The organism is SAR86 cluster bacterium, assembly GCA_023703535.1.
GTDB lineage: Bacteria > Pseudomonadota > Gammaproteobacteria > Magnimaribacterales > TMED112 > TMED112.
Map to the genome: position 1 here is coordinate 414,634 of CP097967.1, position 19,827 is coordinate 434,460.

19 protein-coding genes are annotated in these 19,827 nt (G+C 35.2%); 5 read left to right on the forward strand and 14 right to left on the reverse strand.

The genetic code is table 11. From position 1 onward, the window contains the following. The first annotated feature begins 7 nt into the window (after positions 1-7). The 3 genes from aceB to M9B42_02290 are packed head-to-tail and all read left to right on the forward strand — an operon-like array spanning position 8 to position 4,722. Positions 8-1,579, forward strand: a complete 1,572-nt coding sequence (aceB, locus tag M9B42_02280) for a malate synthase A (protein URQ64671.1) — start codon at positions 8-10, stop codon at positions 1,577-1,579. Further along, a complete protein-coding gene (aceA, locus tag M9B42_02285) occupies positions 1,580-2,863 on the forward strand; it encodes an isocitrate lyase (GenBank protein URQ64672.1) in 1,284 nt (427 codons plus the stop codon). A 38-nt stretch (positions 2,864-2,901) separates the two neighbouring features. Continuing rightward, positions 2,902-4,722, forward strand: coding sequence for a VCBS repeat-containing protein (locus tag M9B42_02290; protein URQ64673.1), 1,821 nt, complete (start codon positions 2,902-2,904; stop codon positions 4,720-4,722). Here the strand turns inward: M9B42_02290 and M9B42_02295 are convergent. Genes M9B42_02295 through M9B42_02345 form a run of 11 tightly spaced genes read right to left on the reverse strand, consistent with a single transcriptional unit; the run spans position 4,719 to position 15,172 of the window. Beyond that, the gene (locus tag M9B42_02295; protein ID URQ64674.1) at positions 4,719-4,877 is read right to left on the reverse strand and encodes a hypothetical protein; all 159 of its coding nucleotides are present in this window, start codon (positions 4,875-4,877) and stop codon (positions 4,719-4,721) included. The genes M9B42_02290 and M9B42_02295 overlap by 4 nt on opposite strands. Beyond that, positions 4,874-5,668, reverse strand: coding sequence for an FAD:protein FMN transferase (locus M9B42_02300; protein ID URQ64675.1), 795 nt, complete (start codon positions 5,666-5,668; stop codon positions 4,874-4,876). The genes M9B42_02295 and M9B42_02300 overlap by 4 nt, the downstream gene beginning before the upstream one ends. Further along, positions 5,661-6,884, reverse strand: coding sequence for an NADH:ubiquinone reductase (Na(+)-transporting) subunit F (nqrF, locus tag M9B42_02305; protein ID URQ64676.1), 1,224 nt, complete (start codon positions 6,882-6,884; stop codon positions 5,661-5,663). The genes M9B42_02300 and nqrF overlap by 8 nt, the downstream gene beginning before the upstream one ends. Next, positions 6,884-7,492 (reverse strand): NADH:ubiquinone reductase (Na(+)-transporting) subunit E, encoded by a 609-nt coding sequence (gene nqrE, locus M9B42_02310; protein URQ64677.1) that lies wholly within the window; start codon positions 7,490-7,492, stop codon positions 6,884-6,886. The genes nqrF and nqrE overlap by 1 nt, the downstream gene beginning before the upstream one ends. Further along, positions 7,485-8,168, reverse strand: coding sequence for an NADH:ubiquinone reductase (Na(+)-transporting) subunit D (locus M9B42_02315; protein URQ64678.1), 684 nt, complete (start codon positions 8,166-8,168; stop codon positions 7,485-7,487). The genes nqrE and M9B42_02315 overlap by 8 nt, the downstream gene beginning before the upstream one ends. Continuing rightward, the gene (locus tag M9B42_02320) at positions 8,168-8,899 is read right to left on the reverse strand and encodes a Na(+)-translocating NADH-quinone reductase subunit C (GenBank protein ID URQ64679.1); all 732 of its coding nucleotides are present in this window, start codon (positions 8,897-8,899) and stop codon (positions 8,168-8,170) included. Before M9B42_02320 ends, M9B42_02315 begins: the two co-directional genes overlap by 1 nt. After that, entirely contained in the window at positions 8,896-10,107 is a 1,212-nt protein-coding gene (locus tag M9B42_02325; GenBank protein ID URQ64680.1) for an NADH:ubiquinone reductase (Na(+)-transporting) subunit B, read from the reverse strand. The genes M9B42_02320 and M9B42_02325 overlap by 4 nt, the downstream gene beginning before the upstream one ends. Continuing rightward, entirely contained in the window at positions 10,104-11,420 is a 1,317-nt protein-coding gene (gene nqrA / locus M9B42_02330; GenBank protein ID URQ64681.1) for an NADH:ubiquinone reductase (Na(+)-transporting) subunit A, read from the reverse strand. Before nqrA ends, M9B42_02325 begins: the two co-directional genes overlap by 4 nt. Continuing rightward, positions 11,421-12,893 (reverse strand): glyceraldehyde-3-phosphate dehydrogenase, encoded by a 1,473-nt coding sequence (locus tag M9B42_02335; GenBank protein URQ64682.1) that lies wholly within the window; start codon positions 12,891-12,893, stop codon positions 11,421-11,423. Between the two features lie 2 nt (positions 12,894-12,895). Continuing rightward, on the reverse strand, positions 12,896-13,978 hold the full coding sequence (locus M9B42_02340) for an acyl-CoA dehydrogenase family protein (GenBank protein URQ64683.1): 1,083 nt from the start codon (positions 13,976-13,978) through the stop codon (positions 12,896-12,898). A 3-nt stretch (positions 13,979-13,981) separates the two neighbouring features. Further along, positions 13,982-15,172 carry an acyl-CoA dehydrogenase family protein gene (locus M9B42_02345; GenBank protein URQ64684.1) on the reverse strand — a complete coding sequence of 397 codons (1,191 nt, stop codon included), beginning with the start codon at positions 15,170-15,172 and terminating at the stop codon, positions 13,982-13,984. A gap of 96 nt (positions 15,173-15,268) precedes the next feature. Between M9B42_02345 and M9B42_02350 the strand changes: the two genes are divergently transcribed. Continuing rightward, complete coding sequence (locus M9B42_02350) at positions 15,269-15,763, forward strand: Mlp family lipoprotein (GenBank protein ID URQ64685.1); 495 nt, start codon at positions 15,269-15,271, stop codon at positions 15,761-15,763. Between the two features lie 2 nt (positions 15,764-15,765). On the opposite strand, the gene nfuA is transcribed toward M9B42_02350, so the two are convergent. From nfuA to M9B42_02365, 3 genes are all read right to left on the reverse strand, one after another. Then, positions 15,766-16,344 carry a Fe-S biogenesis protein NfuA gene (gene nfuA / locus M9B42_02355; protein ID URQ64686.1) on the reverse strand — a complete coding sequence of 193 codons (579 nt, stop codon included), beginning with the start codon at positions 16,342-16,344 and terminating at the stop codon, positions 15,766-15,768. A 173-nt stretch (positions 16,345-16,517) separates the two neighbouring features. After that, complete coding sequence (locus tag M9B42_02360) at positions 16,518-17,387, reverse strand: FAD-binding protein (protein ID URQ64687.1); 870 nt, start codon at positions 17,385-17,387, stop codon at positions 16,518-16,520. After that, positions 17,384-18,133, reverse strand: coding sequence for an electron transfer flavoprotein subunit beta/FixA family protein (locus M9B42_02365; GenBank protein URQ64688.1), 750 nt, complete (start codon positions 18,131-18,133; stop codon positions 17,384-17,386). Before M9B42_02365 ends, M9B42_02360 begins: the two co-directional genes overlap by 4 nt. Before the next feature lie 65 nt (positions 18,134-18,198). On the opposite strand from M9B42_02365, the gene M9B42_02370 reads away from it, so the two are divergent. Next, the gene (locus M9B42_02370) at positions 18,199-19,827 is read left to right on the forward strand and encodes an electron transfer flavoprotein-ubiquinone oxidoreductase (GenBank protein URQ64689.1); all 1,629 of its coding nucleotides are present in this window, start codon (positions 18,199-18,201) and stop codon (positions 19,825-19,827) included.

The window sequence follows — 19,827 nt, forward strand, 5'->3', positions numbered from 1 at the left end:
GAAAAATATGAAATTTAATTTTGATATACCCGAAGAATCTCAGGAAATTTTTTCTGAGGATGCCAATTATTTTGTTGAAAATTTACATAAGAAATTTGATACAAAAATTAATACTTTGTTAGAAGAAAGAAAAAAAAGACAGAAGTCTTTCGATGAGGGAAGTCTGCCAGATTTTCTAGACGATACTAAAGAAATAAGAGAATCAGAATGGCAAGTGAGGCCAATACCAAAGGATCTTCTTGACAGGAGAGTAGAGATTACAGGCCCAGTAGATCGAAAGATGATTATCAACGCTTTAAATTCAGATGTGAAAGTATTTATGGCAGATTTTGAAGACTCACTAAGTCCCACATGGGAAAACGTAGCTAATGGACAAAAAAATCTCTTCGATGCTGTAAGACGAACAATTTCTTTTGAAAATCCTGAGAATGGAAAAAAATATAAATTGAATGATGAGATTGCAACATTAATGTGTAGGGTCAGAGGCATTCATTTAAAAGAGAAAGGTTTGACAATCGATGGCTCTCAGCCATATGGGTGCTTGGTCGATTTTGGATATTATCTTTTTCATAATGCTAAAGAATTGATGAATAAAAATACTGGACCTTACTTTTATATCCCAAAACTTCAATCGCATTTAGAAGCTAGACTTTGGAACGATATCATTTCTTTTGCTGAGGAAAATCTAAATATTCCAAAAGGAACTGTGAGAGTGACATGTCTCATTGAAACGCTTCCAGCAGTTTTTGAAATGGAAGAAATTTTGTATGAACTAAAAGATCACATTGTTGGACTTAACTGTGGTAGATGGGATTATATTTTTAGTTACATTAAAACCTTTCAAAAGCATTCGGATAAATTATTACCAGACAGATATCAGGTAGGAATGAATCAACCTTTTTTAAACGCGTACTCTAGATTGCTTATCAAAACCTGCCATAAAAGAGGTGCCTTTGCTATGGGGGGGATGGCAGCCTTCATACCATCAAAAGATCCTGACGAAAACAAAATTGTTACCGAAAAAGTAATGGGAGATAAGCTTCTTGAAACGTCTAATGGACATGACGGAACTTGGATTGCCCACCCTGGTTTATCTGATATTGCAAATAATGTTTTCTCAAATGCATTCGAACCAGGAAGAACAAATCAGATGCATATTCTTAGAGAGGACGATCATATTAACGCTAAAGATCTTATTACTCCTTGTGAAGGAAATTTTACGGAAGAGTGCTTCCGTTCAAATATTAGAGTCTGTTTGAGATATATTGAAGCCTGGCTTAGAGGTATTGGGTGTGTACCAATTTATGGACTTATGGAAGACGCAGCAACAGCTGAAATATCAAGAAGTTCTCTATGGCAATGGGTTAAGCATTCAGTAGAACTAGATACAGGTTTAGTATGTTCGGAGCAAACATTTGAAAAAATTTTAGATGAAGAATACAATGTCGTTCAAGAAGAGATTGGGCAAGACTCTTTGGCTTCAGGTAAGTTTTCCGAGGCTAAATCACTTTTAAAAGATTTAGTTCAAAGCGGAGAATTAACTGATTTTCTTACATTGCCAGCATATAGGAGTATTTAAATGAAGTTAGCTGAACAAGTAGCTTCTCTCGAGAAGGATTGGGCTGAAAACCCAAGATGGAAACACGTAAAAAGACCTTATTCTGCAGAAGAAGTTGTCAAACTAAGAGGCTCTCTGCAACCTGAAAGCACACTTGCAAGGAAAGGTGCTGAAAAGCTTTGGAAATATTTAGAGACTGAAGAATACATTAATTGCTTGGGTGCACTAACTGGCGGACAAGCTGTCCAACAAGTTAAAGCCGGTGTAAAGGCAATATATCTTTCAGGATGGCAGGTTGCTGCGGACAATAATTCTGCTGAAACAATGTATCCAGATCAATCACTTTATCCTGTCGATTCAGTGCCAAATGTAATTACTAGAATTAATAATGCTTTTAGACGTGCTGATCAAATTGAATGGATGAATACAAATGGTGAACCAAAGTTTGATTTTTTTGCACCTATTATTGCTGACGCAGAGGCAGGTTTTGGAGGCGTATTAAATGCCTTTGAATTAATGAAGCGAATGATTCGTGCCGGAGCTGCAGGAGTTCATTTTGAAGATCAGCTTGCCAGTGTAAAGAAATGTGGTCATTTGGGAGGGAAAGTTTTAGTGCCAACAAAAGATGCTGTAGAAAAGCTTATAGCTGCGAGGTTAGCAGCAGATGTATCTAATACCCCAACAATATTAGTTGCAAGAACTGATGCTGACGCAGCAGACCTTGTGACATCAGACGTTGACGAAACAGACAGACCATTTTTAACTGGAGAGCGAACTTCGGAAGGTTTTTATAGGTCTAAAGCTGGTCTAGATCAGGCAATAGCAAGAGGTTTGGCTTATGCGCCCTACTCTGATTTAGTTTGGTGCGAAACATCAAAACCGGATTTAGAGCAAGCAAAGGTTTTTGCTGAAGCAATTAAAAAAGATCACCCTGAAATTTTACTGGCATACAATTGCTCACCTTCATTTAATTGGAAAAAGAATCTTGATGAACAAACTATAGCTAAGTTTCAAAAAGAACTAGGAGCTATGGGCTACAAATTTCAATTTATCACGCTGGCTGGAATACATTCTATGTGGCATAGCATGTTCAAACTTTCAAAAGAATATGTTAATGATGGAATGTCAGCTTATGTACGATTACAGGAAGAAGAGTTCGAAGATGCTAATAAGGGCTATACTTTTGTATCTCATCAACAGGAAGTTGGAACTGGATATTTCGATGCAGTAAATGAATGTATTCAGGGTGGTGAAAGCTCTACTTCAGCTCTTAAAGGTTCAACTGAAGAAGAACAGTTTAAATAAAACTTGATTTTCAAGCCTGCATCGAGCAGGCTTTTTTAATGCTTAATTTCTTTCTTAAAAAATCTTTTTTATTGCTATTTTCAATAATATTTATCTTCTCTTGCAGTAGTGAAAAAAGTTCTCAAAACTTAATTAACGAACAACAAACATTTGTTTTTTCTGTAAGTAATTTTAAAGAGAGTGTAAAAAGTTATGAGCAGCTCAATATTTCAATAAGTGCGAACTATGAGTGCAATTTTAATATCACTGGCACAGATATCCATTGGGTTACATCCTCTGATAAAAAAAATTTTTCTTACAGAGCTCCTATAACAGTGCTAGATGAAGAGGAATTTTTTATTGATATCAGTACAGTTGAAACTATAGATTGCCCTAATAGAACACAAAGAAAAATCCATAAAGTTTCTCGAGATGTAAATGCTCTCCAATTTCTTCCATCTCCTACTCCATTTAATTACAGGGAGTTAAAAAGTGATTTCTTCGCATCACATAATATAGGTTTTGGAGGTATTGAAATAACTGATAGGTTTACAAGCGTAATTTGTTACCCAACTCCAGCAGACTGCACTTCATATGAAAATGAACTTTTTGGCCAAGATGCACACAATATGGCAACTGGGGATTTTAATAATGATGGTTTTGAGGACATTGTTGTAGCATGGGCGATATTTCCACATACATTGGAATCAGAGCAAAAAATCAATGCTCCTATCAATATTTATCTAAATGATGGCACAGGCAATCTGTATCATGACCCAAATATATATGTTTCAGGGGAAGCACCAAAACACCCTTTTGCTTATCGACTTGCTGTAGCAGATTTCAATAATGATGGAAAAGATGATATTTTTGCTGGTTCAATGGGTCTTCAGTATAGAAATGAGGATTATTCAAAAAACTATATCTCACCTTACCCAGACTTGCTCTTATTAAGTAATAGCTCAGGTAAATTCGAAGAGTCTAGTAGAAACATCAATGATCAAAATAATGGAAATGGAAAGCAATGTAATTTTAGCCATGATGCCAGTATCGGAGATTTTGATAATGATAATGATATTGATATCTTTGCATGCAATATTTTATTGGTGAACGACGGCACTGGAAACTTCTCATTTGAGGAATATTTAGGCACATCTCTTCAAATAAACTATGGAAATCCAATGAGTAGCCTTTTAGTAGATTTGAATAATGATTCCTATGATGATTTAGTTTTCTGGAACTTTGATAACAGACCTGAAAATTTCATAGAAGAAGGTTTTGCATACCTTAGTAATGGAACTTCAGATATTAGCAATTGGATTCAAGTTGAGCTGCCCGTTGGTCCTTTTGGGAGAAATCATAATAAATATAATCATGCAGCTTATGGAGATTTAAATAATGATGGCAATAAAGATATTGTCGTATCTGTTACCAGGGACAACCCATATTATGAGGGTGCATATATTCAGGTTCTGTTAGGAGATGGACATGGAAATTTAACAGATGTTACATCCACCAACTTTGTGGAACAACCTCGAGATAAGAATCATCACGGCGAAGGAAATATCTATCTAAGAGATTTTGAAGGAGATGGTGATCTAGACATCTTTCATTCGACGAGAGATTTTTCATCAAATCTTCATGGAGCACATATTGCGCTAAATGACGGCAGTGCATTTTTCGTCTCTGTGCCTGAAAATATTTTTCCTCAAAAACCTAAAGCAAATATGTACGACAATAATGATTACCTATTCAAGGGTATGCCTATTAATCTTGATAATTCTGGGTGTTTAGACCTTATTTCTACTTCTGATAGCTGGATGGATGAAACAGCTACCAAAAATTATCTGTATAGCTTAGTAAATATAAAATGTGATTAATCCTTCACTTTGCCACAAACTTCGCATTTATCTCCTTTTGATAGATAAACACCGCCACAGCTTGGCTGTAAAGGCTTTTTCTTTAGTATTAGGCCTATAGACATACCAAGAATAGCTAAAGAGGCTACAATCAGCCCTAGAATTACGTTAATCATGGATATATTCTACTCCATTGTGAAGAATTTAGAGTTTCTCCATCTTTTTTAATAAAAAAAACAGCTATTTGCTCGTTTTCAGCAATTTTTAAACCTTCTTTGGTGCCTAAAACATACATTGTAGTAGCCCAAGCATCTGCGTATGCAGCACTTTCATGTAATACTGTAACGTTAGCTACATCTCTAGGTCCTCCCCCCCAAATATGCCCTGGATTTTTATATTCTCCAGAAGTAGCAATAGAAAGTCCCTTAAAGGGCATAGAAAACGATTTAAATATTTTTTGGTTCATACTGAAGGGGTCTTCTATTGCCCACTTCCAATTACCTCGGTGAGGGGCTAATCCCTTTGCTTTAATTTCACCACCTATCTCAATAAAGTAATCACTAATTCCGTTTTCCTGCATAATTTCTGCTACTTTATCAACTGCGTAACCTTTGGCTACAGCTGAGAAATCTAGAATCCCACCTTGAAGAGGGTCGAAAGAATTTTTACTTATTTCACTTAAATTTAAAGAAAGATCATACAGATATTTCAAATCCTTTGACCAAGAGTTCATTTCTTCAATGGAAGTATTTAATACCTCAGAATTCTCTTTATAAGTAGAAAATATTAAATCGATACGATTAAGTTCTTTTTCAATCTTTTCTGGAATTAAAGGATCTAGCTCCTGTGTTTCTGGATGAACATAGCGATATTTATAACTCGTACCATATATCTCACCGTTTGAAGTTGTATAGGTAAATTGTTGGCATCCAACAAGTAATAAAATTAAGAGTAGATGTCTAACCACCAAAGTCATCCAGCATGATATTCTCTTCTTCAACACCTAAGTCAGAGAGCATCTTAATGCAAGAAGAGTTCATGATTGGTGGACCACATAGATAGTATTCACAATCCTCTGGAGCAGGATGTTTGGCAAGATACTCGTCTTGAGTAACTTGATGTATGAAGCCTGTAAGGCCTTTCCAATTGTCCTCTGGAAGCGCATCTGATAGGGCTATATGAAATGAAAAGTTTTCATGTTCTTTTGCAAGTTTTTCAAATTCATCTTGATAGAAAATTTCTTTCATACTTCTTGCTCCATACCAGTAGCTGATTTTTCTATTTGAATTAAGTCTTAGTAACTGATCAAAAATATGAGATCTTAAAGGAGCCATGCCAGCCCCTCCCCCAATAAAGACCATTTCATTTTCAGTTTCTTTTGCAAAGAACTCTCCAAATGGACCAAAAACTTTTACCTTGTCTCCTGGTTTTAAGCTAAAAACGTAAGAGGACATCACTCCAGGTGGGAAGTCTGACCCAGGAGGTGGAGATGCTACCCTAATATTAAATTTTAAAACACCCTCTTCAAGAGGATAATTCGCCATTGAATAAGCTCGTATTATTGGTTCTGGGTTTGAGGCTACATTATCCCAAACTTTAAATCTGTCCCAGTCAGAATGGTATTCTTTCTCAATTTCAAAATCTTTATATTTTATTGCTTCATATGCTGGAGCTTCTAGTTGAACATAACCACCAGCTTTAAATCTTACGTTTTCTCCCTCTGGCAACTTTAGAACCAGTTCTTTAATGAATGTGGCTACATTTTCATTTGAAATTACTTCACACTCCCACTCCTTTACTCCAAAAACCTCATCGGGTATCTGAATTTTCATATCTCTCTTTACTGGAACTTGGCAAGACAGACGCCAATTGTCATTCTGTTGTTTGTAGTTAAAGTGAGACTGTTCAGTAGAGAGTATGTCTCCACCACCATCTATAACTTGGCATTTACATTCCGCACAGGTACCACCACCTCCACATGCAGATGCGAGGTAAATATTTTTTGCAGCTAGTGTGCTAAGTAACTTTCCACCCGCAGGCACCGTGATACTTTTTTCTGGATCGTCGTTAATCTCAATTGTTACATCACCAGTTGAAACTAGCTGGGAACGAGCCAACATTACAAATGCAACTAAAACTGATACAACAAGGGTGAAAGCTAAAATCCCAAGATATAAATCCATTAAAGTATTATTCCTCCAAATGACATAAATCCAAAACTCATTAAACCAACAATAATATAAGTAATACCCAGTCCTCTGAGACCTTCAGGAATATCGCTATACTTAAGCTTTTCCCTAATACCAGCAAGCAATACTATTGCTAACGCCCAGCCAAATCCTGCGCCGAAGCCATAGGTAACACTCTCAATTAAGTTATAGTTCTTTTCTACCATAATTAAAGAGGCTCCAAGAATTGCGCAATTAACAGTTATAAGTGGTAGAAAGATTCCAAGCTGGTTATAAAGAGCTGGCACATATTTATCAAGAAACATTTCTAAAATTTGTACTGCAGCTGCGATCACTCCGATGTAAGTAATAAGTTCAACAAATTCTAAATTTGTATTTTCTAAACCAGCCCATGATAAAGCACCTTCCTTGAGCACATAAGTGTAAATAATATTATTCAGGGGAACAGTTAATGTTAAAACAACTATAACAGCTAACCCTAAACCAAAGGCTGCTTTTACTTGCTTTGAAATTGCAAAAAAAGTACACATCCCTAAAAATAGTGACAACGCTATATTCTCTATAAATACTGTTCTTACAAATAAACTTGTTAGCTCAGCCATTAGACGCCTCCTTTTTTGCTACAAGTGGTTTGAAGGTATGGGCCTTGAGTGGATTTTCATCTTCTTCAACTTGACTCGTACTGATAGATCTTATGACCCAAATCATCAACCCAATAATGATAAATGAACTTGGTGGTAATAAGAGGAAGTTATTTGTCGGGTACGAATCAGGCATTACCTGTAAACCTAGAAATGTACCACTTCCAAAAATCTCTCTTATTGTTGCTACTACTATTAATATAAAACTATAGCCCAATCCATTTCCCAATCCATCAAGAAAGCTTCTTATTGGTGGATTTTTCATTGCATAGGCTTCCGCTCTACCCATCACAATACAGTTAGTGATAATTAAACCTACAAAAACAGAGAGCTGTTTACTTGCTTCGTAAGCATAGGCTTTAAGAATCTCGTCAACAATTATCACTAAAGAAGCAATCACAGTCATTTGAACAATGATTCTTATGTTTTCTGGAATGTAAAATCTTAAGAGTGATATGAAGAAATTAGATAATGCCACTACCGAAGTTAAAGCTGCACACATCACTAGGGTTACATCCATTTTTACTGTTACTGCGAGAGCAGAACATATTCCCAATATCTGTAAAGCAATAGGATTATTTTCAATAATTGGAGCAAATAGTAGTTGTTTTGACTCTTTAAAAGTTAATGGTTTCATTAGCTGTTAAATGTCTCCTTTACTATTTTTAAGGCGGGCCCGTAGGCTTCTGGTCCAAGCCAATATTCAATCATATTTGAAACGCCATTACTTGTCAGAGTTGCTCCAGAGAGACCGTCTACCTCATATTTATTCGAAGAGGCTCCTTTCACAACCTTTAATTCAACTCCCCCATCTTTGTTATATAAAATTTTGCCTTTCCAAATATTTTTCCATTCCTCATTCTCAACTTCCGCACCTAGTCCTGGAGTTTCTTTATGTTCATAAAATTCAATTCCGTTTATTGTATTTAAATCGGATGCAAGAGATATGTATCCATAAAGCGTTCCCCATAAACCATAACCTCTTATAGGCAAAACAACCTTTTCGATATTATCTTCTTTATCAAACCACAAATACATTGGTCCTACATTTTCCATTCTTTTCAAAATGGCAATATCCTTTTCTTTTGGAACTGCTGTTGATAAGTCAGATTTCAAAGTCGCTTTTAAATGATCATATTTCTCATCCATCTCAACAAGCTCATTTGATTTGAAATTTACATAAATTATTTCTATTTTTTCAAATTCTTCATTGATGTTTTCTGAATTTATTCCAGCAGCTAAAAGAATTTTACTTTTTTTATCATTCTCTAAATTTAATTCTTGTGTTGATCTTACAGAAACAGCTGTAAAGGAAACTACAACAGCGCATGCTATACAAGCTAATAAAGGAATAAATAAATTTTTCATGAATTATATCTCTCCATCCTTCGAGAAGTATTTAACGATGTAATAGTGAAATCTATAGCCGGAGCTAAGAGATTCGCAAAAAGAATTGCAAGCATCATTCCCTCAGGAAATGCAGGGTTTATAACCCTTATCAATACAACGATAACTCCTATCGAAATTCCATAAATCCATCTACCCATATTTGTATTTGCGGCACTTACTGGCTCTGTTGCCATATACACCAATCCAAAAGCAAAGCTACCAATTGTTAAATGCCAATACCAGGGAATTGCAAACATAGGGTTAGTGTCTGAACCAATTAAGTTAAGAGCACTACTCATAACAATCATTCCTGCTAAAGTTCCAAAAATAATTCTCCAAGATGCGATTTTGGTGTAAACCATATATGCCCCAGCAAGAAGAATTAAAAATGTTGACGTTTCACCTATCGATCCAGGTATTTGTCCAAAAAACGTTTGCCCCCATGAAAAATTACTGTTAATTCCGTTCATTCCTTCTAACGCAGCTATGCCAAGAGCTGTTGCTCCAGAATAGCCATCAATTGAACCATTATCAGCAAGACCTGCAACCCAAACCATATCTCCAGAGAGTTCAGTTGGATATGCGAAATAGATAAACGCTCTACCAGTTAGCGCCGGATTTAAAAAGTTTTTTCCTGTGCCACCAAAAAGTTCTTTTCCTACTACTATTCCAAAAGCAATTCCACTTGCTGCTTGCCACAAGGGAATGTCTGGAGGGCAACTAAGTGAAAATAGAACAGTTGATACAAATGCACCTTCATTAATTTCATGTCTTCTTATTGTGGAAAAAATTGCTTCACATGCTATACCAGTAATAAATACGGTAAGGTAAATTGGAACAAAATAAACCATACCAAACCAAAACCTATGCAGATGGTTTGAAGGGTCTGTGCCAACAAGTTGAATAAGGCTGTTATGCCAATCACCTGTTGTTGAAAAACCACCCTTATCTAAATAGTCTAGACCAAAATAGCCCATGTTATACATTCCCCAGAACATTGCTGGGAATGTTGCAAGCCACACAACAACCATGACCCTTTGAACATCAACTCTATCTCTAATGTGAGTTTTTCCAGTTGTTGCAACTTTAGATGAAAAAAAGAAGTTTTGAACTACCTCATAAAGATAGAAAAAAGTATTACTTTTCTGCGGTCTATTTTTGTCAAAAAAGTTCTCTAAAAATTTCAAGAATTTTCCTCCTTCCAAATATCATCTATACAATCTTTAAATAGTGCCACATAGTCATATTTACTAGGGCAAACATATGAAAAAACACTCATATCTTCAGGAATCAAATCAAAAATACCTAATTCTCGCAGTGCTACAAGATCTCCAATTGCTAAAGATTTCAAAAACAATGTTGGGTCAATATCAAAAATGTTAACCTCATCAAAGACACCTATAGGCACAATAGCTCTGTAACCTCCATTTACATTTGTATCAAAATCAAACTTTTCAGGCTTTGTAATGCTTGAGAGAAATACATTTGTGGCACTATGATCTTTTTCGCCCAATTTCAGCCAATTGAAAAGGTTCGCCCTCCTTTCATCCGAAATTATAGTTACTTGATCAGAGTATCTTGTAAGATAACTGGTATAGCTGTCACCAGATGTACCATATAATGCACTCCCAGAAATAAGTCTGCTTTCTTTGTTTGTATTACCGGCTGTTAATTCGGTTAAGCTTGCTCCAGAGACAGTTTTGAGTAGTTTTGGTTCAACACAGGCAGAACCTGTAACACTTACATATTTGTCAAAACAATAACTTTTGGTGGAAATATATTTTCCAATTCTTATTACATCCTGCCAACTAATAGTCCAAGTTTTTTTACTTTTTCTTATTGGACAAATTTTATAGATGTGAGCAGAACTGTTACCACTTGGGTACTTACCACTTATCAAAAATTTTTCTACATTTTCATTAGCAGTTTCTATTTCCTCATTACCACATAAAAATACAGCATCCTCTGCAAGTTCTTCCAGTGCATCAAGTCCCAAATCAAAAAAATTATTTTCCTTTGAAATTATGAGATTGGGGTTTAATTCAAGTGGGTCTTTTCTACAACAATTTACAAAAATATAGTTTGGCTTTGAATTAATATTTGGCACCCTATCAAAAGGCCTTTCCCTAAAGCTATCCCAAAGTCCAGCACTATTTAAATCCTCACCTATATCACCACTTATATTTAATTCAAAAAGAGTATTTTTTTTGTCATTTTCTATCTCAACTGATATTAAAGCTCTTTTTTCCCCTCTATTCACTGAGCTTATTACCCCACTCACCGGAGAGACAATTTTAAAGCCATGATTGGTCTTATCTTCAATAATTGGTTGACCAACTCTTACTTGATCACCTTCAGACAGTAGAAATTTAGGCTTAAGACCAAAATAATCTTCACTTAAAATTCCTATAAATTTTGACTCTAGATCTTCAACTATGAATTTTTCTACAGAGCCAAAAAGAGGTACATTCAATCCCCCTTTTAACTTTATTTCTTTCATTTATTGCTTTGGATATCTTACTAGGTTGACATCTAATACTTTTTTCAAAAGCCTTACAACCTGTCTGCTGTAACCATACTCATTATCGTACCAACAGTAAATAGTCACATTGTTAAAATTACTAATTGTTGCTTGAGAGTCATAAACTAAAGCAAATTCATTGCTGTAATAATCCGATGACACAGCATCAATAGAGTTTGAGTAGTCAATGGTTTCTCTTAAATTTGAACTAAATGCTGCTTTTCTAAAACATTCATTCACTTCATCTACACCAACACCTCTTTTAACTGTCAGGCTTATTATCGCAAGACTAACATTAGGAGTTGGAACTCTTATGGCATTTGCTGTAATTTTTCCTTTTAATTCAGGGAGAATTTTAGCTACAGCTTTAGCAGCACCTGTATCCGTAATTACAAGATTTAAGGCAGCACTTCTGCCTCTTCGGTCAGATGGGTGGAAATTATCAATTAAATTTTGATCATTTGTAAATGAGTGAACTGTTTCAATGTGACCGTTTACAATCTTAAAATTATCATCGATAAGTTTTAGAGCGGGGACTATTGCATTAGTAGTACATGATGCTGCTGCAAGCATTTTATCCTCAGAAGATGCTTTATCATCATTAACTCCAAAAACAATATTTTTAATTTTTCCTTTCCCAGGAGCAGTTAATAAAACTCTTTCAACACTTGGGTTTTTTACGTGTTGTGAGAGCCCCTCTTCATCCCTCCATACTCCAGTGCTATCTATTACAGTCGCTCTCTTAATATCAAAGTCTTTATATTTAACCTTCTTTGGATTGTCTGAGTATATAAATGAAACTTCATTTCCATTTATTATCAATGAATTATTTTGTTTGTTTACTCTTATAGTCCCGGGAAACGCTCCATGAACGCTGTCATTTCTCAATAAACCTGCCCTTTTTATTAGATCATCATCATGTCCAGAATCTCTTAAAATAATCGCTCTAAGCCTCCATTTTGCTCCTGCACCAGTATCGCTTATAAGTATTCTTGTTAAGATTCTTCCAATTCTTCCAAAACCATAAATAACAATATCTTTTGGCCTAAGAGGATAAGATCTTTTTGTTCTTTTTTGTTCCGCTAAACATTTGTCAACATACTTTTCCGAATCTAGTTGTTTATTCTCTAAAAGATGTACAACCATCTCGCCAATATCTATTTCGCATGGCATTAATTTCATCTTCGAAATTTGCTCTAGGACTGGATAGGTTTCAATCTCACTAAGCTCATTTCCTTCAACTTCCCTAACGAATCTATGTAATTTCATTATTTCTAAAGCAGAGCAATTCAGCAGGGGACGTCCATACATTAAAATACGTATACCGCTTCGATAGAGTTTACCGACTATAGGAACCATTGATTCTGCAAGTGCTTCTCTCCACTTCCAGTCACCAAAGTAATCATCTACCTTTGGCCTTCTTCGTTTATCTGGATTAAATCTTTTGACCAAAACTAGCTATTTATATACTTCTGTAGATAAAAGTCAGCGCTACCGAAAATATTTGCTATGACCATTAATCTCTTAAGGTAATGACCAACAGACATTTCTTCAGTAACACCCATACCACCATGAAGTTGAACGGCCTCCTCTCCAACAAGTTTACCTGATTTTGAAATTTGATTTTTCAACCCATAGATAAGCTTAGTTTTTTCATCTTTATCCTCTGTTGCGAGAACCTTCAGAAGGAAGGATTTTGTATATTCAGTTTCCATAAACATATCAACCATTCGGTGTTGTAAGGCCTGAAATTTAGAGAGTGGTGAACCAAATTGTTCTCTTTGTTGTGTGTATTCAATTGTAAGCCTATAACATTTCTCCATCGCACCAACAGCTTCAGCTGAAATACATACAATTGCATCTTTCATTACCTCTTCTAGGTTATTTAGTGCGTCTTTTTCTTGGATTATTGCTTCTGGCTTGCAATTTTCAAAAGTTAGTTCACCAGACACAAATCCATCATAAGTTTTATAACTCTTAAGATTTAAACCTTCAGCATCTTTTGAAACTAGTGAGAAACAAAAGTCATCACCCTTTTTTGAAAAAACTATAAAGTAATCTGCATTTGGAGCATTTAGAACAGTTGATTTGGAGCCACTGAGTAGACCTTTATCATCTAAAACTGTTTCAATGTTTTCTAAGTTATATCCTTTTTCTGGTTCGTAATTTGCTAAGGAAAATTGCTTTTCCCCACTTACGATAGAGGACAGATATTCATCTTTCTTATCAAAACCAGATCTTTTCAAGACTCCACCCGCTAAGACTACATTAGCCAAATATGGTTCAACTACTATTGATTTGCCAAACTCTTCAAACAGGATACTTAAATCTAAGACATCCCCACCAAGACCTCCAAGCTCCTCGTCAAAAGGAACAGCAAGCCAACCTAAATCTGCAAATAATTTCCAGTGTTCCTTGCTAAAACCACTGTCAGAATTTACAGACTTCATTCTTGTTTCAAAGTCATAATCTGAAGTACAAAACCTTGATACACTGTCACGAAGTAGGTTTTGTTCGTCAGAGAAATTGAGATTCATAATTTACAAGCCCAATACAGCCTTAGCTATAATATTTTTTTGAATCTCATTTGTTCCACCGTAAATGGTGACTTTTCTAAAGTTTAAATATTTTGCAGCCGTAAGTTGAGCTGCTTTAGAAGATGATACTTCCTGATCCTTAAAGCCATATGGACCTCCGAAAGGAATAGCCTCATGACCTGCAGCTTCAAGAGCAAGAGATGTTAGTCTTTGTTGAAGTTCAGTTCCCTTAATTTTTAGGAGAGAAGATTCTGCACCAGGACCTTTACCCTCTCTTTCTGCTGCTAGACCTCTAAGTTCTGTCATTTCCAAAGCACTAAGATCTAATTCTATTTGTGCAACTTTCGATTTAAAGAATGGATCTTCGGATAAAGGACTATCATTGTGAAAGATTTTTTCCGCTCTTTTTACCAGACCATTGAGACCTCTTCTTAATTGGGGTGCTCCAGCAATTGATGTTCTTTCATGAAAAAGTAAGAATTTTGCATAAGTCCATCCCTGACCAGGTTCTCCAACAACATTTTCAGCTGGCACTCTAACATTATCAAACCAAACTTCATTAACTTCGTGATCTCCATCTATAGTGATTATTGGTTTTACGCTAACCCCAGGAGTTTTCATATCAACAAGTATGAATGTGATACCCTCTTGTTTTTTACCTGAGTCATCTGTTCGAACAAGAACAAAAATCCAGTCAGCATGTTGTCCTAATGTTGTCCAAGTTTTTTGTCCATTAATTACGTATTCTTCACCATCTTTTTCTGCCTTACACTTTAAAGAAGCTAAATCCGAGCCCGAACCTGGCTCTGAGTATCCCTGACACCACCAATCATCAAAATTTAATATTCTTGGTAAAAAATAATCCTTTTGTTTTTGAGAACCAAATGTCCAAATCACAGGAGCAACCATTTGAAGACCAAATGGTATAAACATTGGACAGCCTTCCATCGCTAACTCTCTGAGGTAGATGTATTTTTTTGTAGCATCCCAGCCAGTACCACCGTGCTCTACAGGCCATGAATGCCCCATCCATCCTTTTTTAGCAACAACTTTGTGCCACTCTACTATCTCATCCCTTGTTAAATCGTCCCCATTATCCATCTTTTCTTTGATGTGTTTTGGGTACTCTTTATCGAGGAATTCTCTGACTTCACTCTGGAAGTCTAGGTCTTCTTTAGAAAAATTTAGATCCATATTTCACCCTACTTCTTTTACGTCTAATTATATAATATATAGCTAACTTTATTTATTGGGATTTTTGAGAAAAATCCTATTGGTATTAAAAACTTTATGGCCCTTTTTTTCAAGTTAATAGCTATTTTTTTGTTGTTATCTTTACATACCAACGCAGAGGATAATAAGCAGAAAATACTAGTTGAAGTAAATTTTTTTAACTGGAAAAACTCAAATTCTACTGAAACTTTTGAAAATTTAGAGGAATTGAAAGTTTTCGATCCTTTTATTGATTTGAGAAAAGTTGAAATTAAAAATTTTCAAAGCTCCTTAAAAGAAAATATAGATAAAATTGAAAATGCATCATTCCTACATTCATTAGCCTGGAAGCAACAAATTGAAGAACTTGAAACATCAAAGTTTGTCAAAATAACACCATTTTTTGAGAACTGTTTTATAAAGGCCTACAAATCTAGATTTTTAAGATTGGTCGTAAAATGTGCTTCTAGAGATGGCTTTATAATCAATAGTTCTTCAAAAGCAGAACTGGGAAGAACATATTATTTTGATCATCCAATGTTTGGTATATTAGTCTCTTTAAAACAGCAATAGGATTATTTGTAGTAGGCGTTTTCATTTTTGGAGTGATCGGTAATATCCCTTACTCCCTTTAGCTCAGGAACTTTTTCAGTAAGAGTTTTTTCTATACCTTCTTTTAGTGTTACATCTACCATTCCACATCCCTGACAACCACCACCAAATTGAAGAATTGCATACTTGTCGTCTGTAATTTCTTGAAGGTGTACATTTCCTCCATGTGAGGCTAGTTGAGGATTTATTTCGTCATATAGAATGAAATTCACTTTATCCTCTAAACTGGCATCTTCACCAATTTTAGGAACTCTTGAACTTGGAGCCTTTATTGTAAGTTGGCCACCGAAGTTATCTTTATCGTAGTTAACTTCCGCATCATCAAGGTAAGGTAAGCTTTTTTCCTCAATAAAAAGAATAAATTTTTTAAATTTAATTTTTGCATCGGTGGGCTCGGACTCATCTTTTTTACAAAAAGCTAAACATGTTTCAGCTCTAGGTGTTCCAGGCTCAGATACAAATATTCTTATATCACAATCAAAGTCTTTCTTTTCAATTAGCTCAGATAAGTACTCTTCCGCATTTTGCGTTACATTGATCATATATTTAATATAGTTCTTAAATGGGAATAATAAACGATTTTCTATCTATTTTATCAGGAGTTGGTAAAAGAGACTCTTTAGAGCAATTTATTAAGAAAGGTTTTCTTAGAGCTTTAGCTATCGGAGCAATAATACTATTTTCATTTGTCAGTATTATTTTGCTGATAGTATATTTAATTAATCGGCGCTTCCTCATCTTTGTTTATAGCAACGATAGTTTTTGAGTCTTTCATACCAGCAAGATGTTGAATTGCACCCGATATTCCGACAGCTACGTATAAATTTGGAGCTACCGATTTACCTGTTTGCCCAACTTGGTAATCATTTGGTGCAAAACCTGAATCAACTGCTGCCCTTGAAGCTCCAATTGCAGCATTAAGTTTTGTTGCTATTCCTTCCAGAAGTTTAAAGTTATCTGAATTCTGCATACCTCTTCCTCCAGACACAACAATATCTGCAGATGTTAATTCTGGTCGATCAGATACAGTAAGTTCGTTTTTAACAAACGTAGGTTTATTAGTATTATTTGCTGGCAAGTCATGTTTAACAAACTCAGCACTTCCTCCATCTGTAGAAGTCTTATCAAAGGAGGTTGTTCTAATTGTAAGAACATTTCTGCTTTGTTCTGTTTTTACAGTTGCTATGCATGCTCCTGCATAGATTGGTTTTTTAAAAGTGCTACCATCAACAACTTCTATTACTTCTGATATTTGCTGTATATCCATAAGGCCTGCAAATCTTGGCATTATATTTTTTCCTGATGTGCTTGAGCTAGCGAGGAAGTAATCATAATCATCGCTAACAGCAATTAAACAATCTACAGTATTTTCTGCAATTTCATTTTCAAATATTTTATCTTCAAAGACATGAACCTTTTTAACAGAGCTTAGAGCTGATATCTCAGTTTCCAGATTGCTAATATTTGAAGTTATACAAATTAAATCTATTTCATCTCCAAGCATTTCAGCAGCCTTTACCACTGAAAGCGTTGCTCCAGATAAGGAATTATTATCATGTTCTGCAAGTACTAATATTTTTGTCATATTACCTTCGCCTCATTTTTTAATTTTTCGACAAGATCATCAACGTTTTCAACTTTAACGCCCTCCTCTCTTTCTGGTGGAGATTCAACTTTTAATGTTGTAACTGTGGGCTTAACTTCAACACCTAATTCTTCGACTGTTAATTCCTCAAGAGGCTTTCTTTTAGCTTTCATAATATTTGGCAAAGAAGCATATCTTGGTTCATTAAGCCTTAAATCTGTAGTAATAACAGCTGGTAAGCTTGAACTTAGTGTTTCAAGACCTCCATCAATTTCCCTTGTTACCTCTACACCATTACCGTTTAATTCAACTTTTGAAGCAAATGTTATTTGAGGTAAATTTGTAAGAGCTGAAAACATTTGTCCTGTTTGATTGTGGTCTCCGTCGATACCGACTTTGCCCATAATTACTAAATTTGGTGATTCTTTTTCATAAACCTTTACAAGAATCTTTGAAACATCAAGAGGTTGAAGAGTCTTATCAGTTTTCACAAGTATGGCTCTGTCAGCTCCTAGGGCAAGTGCTGTTCTGAGTTGCTCTTGGTTTTTTTCGTCTCCAACACTTACTGCAATAATCTCAGTTGCATTTCCACCCTCTTTTAATCTTATTGCTTCTTCAAGAGCAATTTCACAAAAAGGATTTACAGCCATTTTGACATTTGACAAATCAACATCGGTATTTGCTTGATTTGGTCGGACCTTGACGTTGTAATCGTTTACCCGTTTAATTGGAATGAGTATTTTCATTGTTTTTTTGAATCAAATAACAATATATAGGATAAAGTTAAATTTTAAACAGTAAAGCATAATTTATGGCAAGGGAATCAATGGATTATGATGTGGTTATCGTAGGCGGTGGCCCATCAGGACTATCTGCTGCAATAAAGCTAGCACAGCTATTCAAAGAAAAAAAACAAGAAAAAAGCATTTGTGTGCTGGAAAAAAGTGCAGAAATTGGAGGCCACATACTTTCTGGGAATGTCTTTGAAACAACAGCACTTGATGAGCTCATACCTGACTGGAAAGAAAAAAATGCCCCATTAAACGTCCCTGTTAAAAAGGATGTAATTAAGTTTCTTCTCAATGATAAATTAAGCATTCCTGTTCCATCATTTCTTATGCCAACAATGAAGAATCATGGCAATTACATTATCAGTCTTGCAAATCTTTGTAGATGGCTAGCTGAACAAGCTGAATCTTTAGGAGTAGATATTTTCCCTGGATTTCCTGCTGCAGAAATCATTTACAAAGAGGGAAAAGTTGCAGGAGTTATTACTGGCGATATGGGGAAAGATTCAAAAGGAAATGAAAAAGATTCTTTTCAACCTGGTATAGAAATTTTTGCAAATGAGTCTACTGTTTTTGCAGAGGGATGTAGAGGAAATCTTGGAAAACAATTGATTAAAAAGTTCGAGCTAGATAAGGGAAAAGATCCACAACATTACGGGATAGGTTTTAAGGAGATATGGGAAGTTGATAATGAACATCATTCAGAAGGTTTAGTGATGCACACAAATGGATGGCCATTACCGGACGATACACCTGGAGGTTCATACATGTATCACGCAGAAAATAAGCAAGTATTATTAGGTTTAGTTGTTCCTTTAGATTATAAAAATCCACATTTAAGTCCTTATGATGAATTTCAAAGATGGAAAACACACCCCAGTATCAAGAAATATCTTAAAAAAGGAAAAAGACTTTCATATGGAGCAAGAGCATTGATAAAAGGTGGACTGCAAAGTCTTCCAAGTATGGACTTCCCAGGAGGACATTTAATTGGTTGTAATGCTGGGACTCTTAACTTTTCAAAGATAAAAGGATCACACACAGCTATGAAATCTGGTATTGAAGCTGCAAAAGTTATTTCTGAAAAGATTGATGGCAAAGATGCGACTCTTGATAAACAGCTCAAAGAGACATGGCTCTACAAAGAGCTGTATAAATCAAGAAACTTTAATCCCTTCTTTCATAAATTTGGTGGCTTAATTGGAGCAGCTATGAACGTTTTAGATCAGTTAATATTTAGGGGGAAGCTTCCATTTACATTAAATCATCCTGTTCCAGATCATGATTGCCTTAAAGAAGCTAAAGACTGTAAGAAAATTAAATATCCTAAATATGATAACGAAATAACATTCGATAAATTAAGTTCAGTTTATTTATCGAATACATATCATGAAGAGGATCAGCCTTGTCACCTAGTTCTAAAAGATCCTGATTTACCAATTATGCATAATCTTGAGAAATATGATGAGCCTGCACAAAGATATTGTCCTGCAGGAGTTTATGAAGTTGTTGAGGAGAATGGAGAAAAAAGATTTCAAATTAATTCTCAAAACTGTATACACTGTAAAACTTGTGACATAAAAGAACCTTCACAAAACATAAATTGGATTACACCTGAAGGAGGTGGAGGTCCAAACTACCCAAATATGTAA

Excerpts from the sequence above, each read along its gene's own strand:
- aceA (URQ64672.1), top strand. The coding sequence starts at position 1,580 with ATGAAGTTAGCTGAACAAGTAGCTTCTCTCGAGAAGGATTGGGCTGAA.
- M9B42_02295 (URQ64674.1), bottom strand. The coding sequence starts at position 4,877 with ATGATTAACGTAATTCTAGGGCTGATTGTAGCCTCTTTAGCTATTCTT.
- M9B42_02370 (URQ64689.1), top strand. The coding sequence starts at position 18,199 with ATGGCAAGGGAATCAATGGATTATGATGTGGTTATCGTAGGCGGTGGC.
- nfuA (URQ64686.1), bottom strand. The coding sequence starts at position 16,344 with ATGATCAATGTAACGCAAAATGCGGAAGAGTACTTATCTGAGCTAATT.
- nqrF (URQ64676.1), bottom strand. The coding sequence starts at position 6,884 with ATGGATTTATATCTTGGGATTTTAGCTTTCACCCTTGTTGTATCAGTT.
- M9B42_02315 (URQ64678.1), bottom strand. The coding sequence starts at position 8,168 with ATGAAACCATTAACTTTTAAAGAGTCAAAACAACTACTATTTGCTCCA.
- M9B42_02290 (URQ64673.1), top strand. The coding sequence starts at position 2,902 with ATGCTTAATTTCTTTCTTAAAAAATCTTTTTTATTGCTATTTTCAATA.
- M9B42_02320 (URQ64679.1), bottom strand. The coding sequence starts at position 8,899 with ATGAAAAATTTATTTATTCCTTTATTAGCTTGTATAGCATGCGCTGTT.
- M9B42_02345 (URQ64684.1), bottom strand. The coding sequence starts at position 15,172 with ATGGATCTAAATTTTTCTAAAGAAGACCTAGACTTCCAGAGTGAAGTC.
- M9B42_02365 (URQ64688.1), bottom strand. The coding sequence starts at position 18,133 with ATGAAAATACTCATTCCAATTAAACGGGTAAACGATTACAACGTCAAG.
- nqrA (URQ64681.1), bottom strand. The coding sequence starts at position 11,420 with ATGAAAGAAATAAAGTTAAAAGGGGGATTGAATGTACCTCTTTTTGGC.
- aceB (URQ64671.1), top strand. The coding sequence starts at position 8 with ATGAAATTTAATTTTGATATACCCGAAGAATCTCAGGAAATTTTTTCT.
- M9B42_02350 (URQ64685.1), top strand. The coding sequence starts at position 15,269 with ATGGCCCTTTTTTTCAAGTTAATAGCTATTTTTTTGTTGTTATCTTTA.
- M9B42_02360 (URQ64687.1), bottom strand. The coding sequence starts at position 17,387 with ATGACAAAAATATTAGTACTTGCAGAACATGATAATAATTCCTTATCT.
- M9B42_02340 (URQ64683.1), bottom strand. The coding sequence starts at position 13,978 with ATGAATCTCAATTTCTCTGACGAACAAAACCTACTTCGTGACAGTGTA.
- nqrE (URQ64677.1), bottom strand. The coding sequence starts at position 7,492 with ATGGCTGAGCTAACAAGTTTATTTGTAAGAACAGTATTTATAGAGAAT.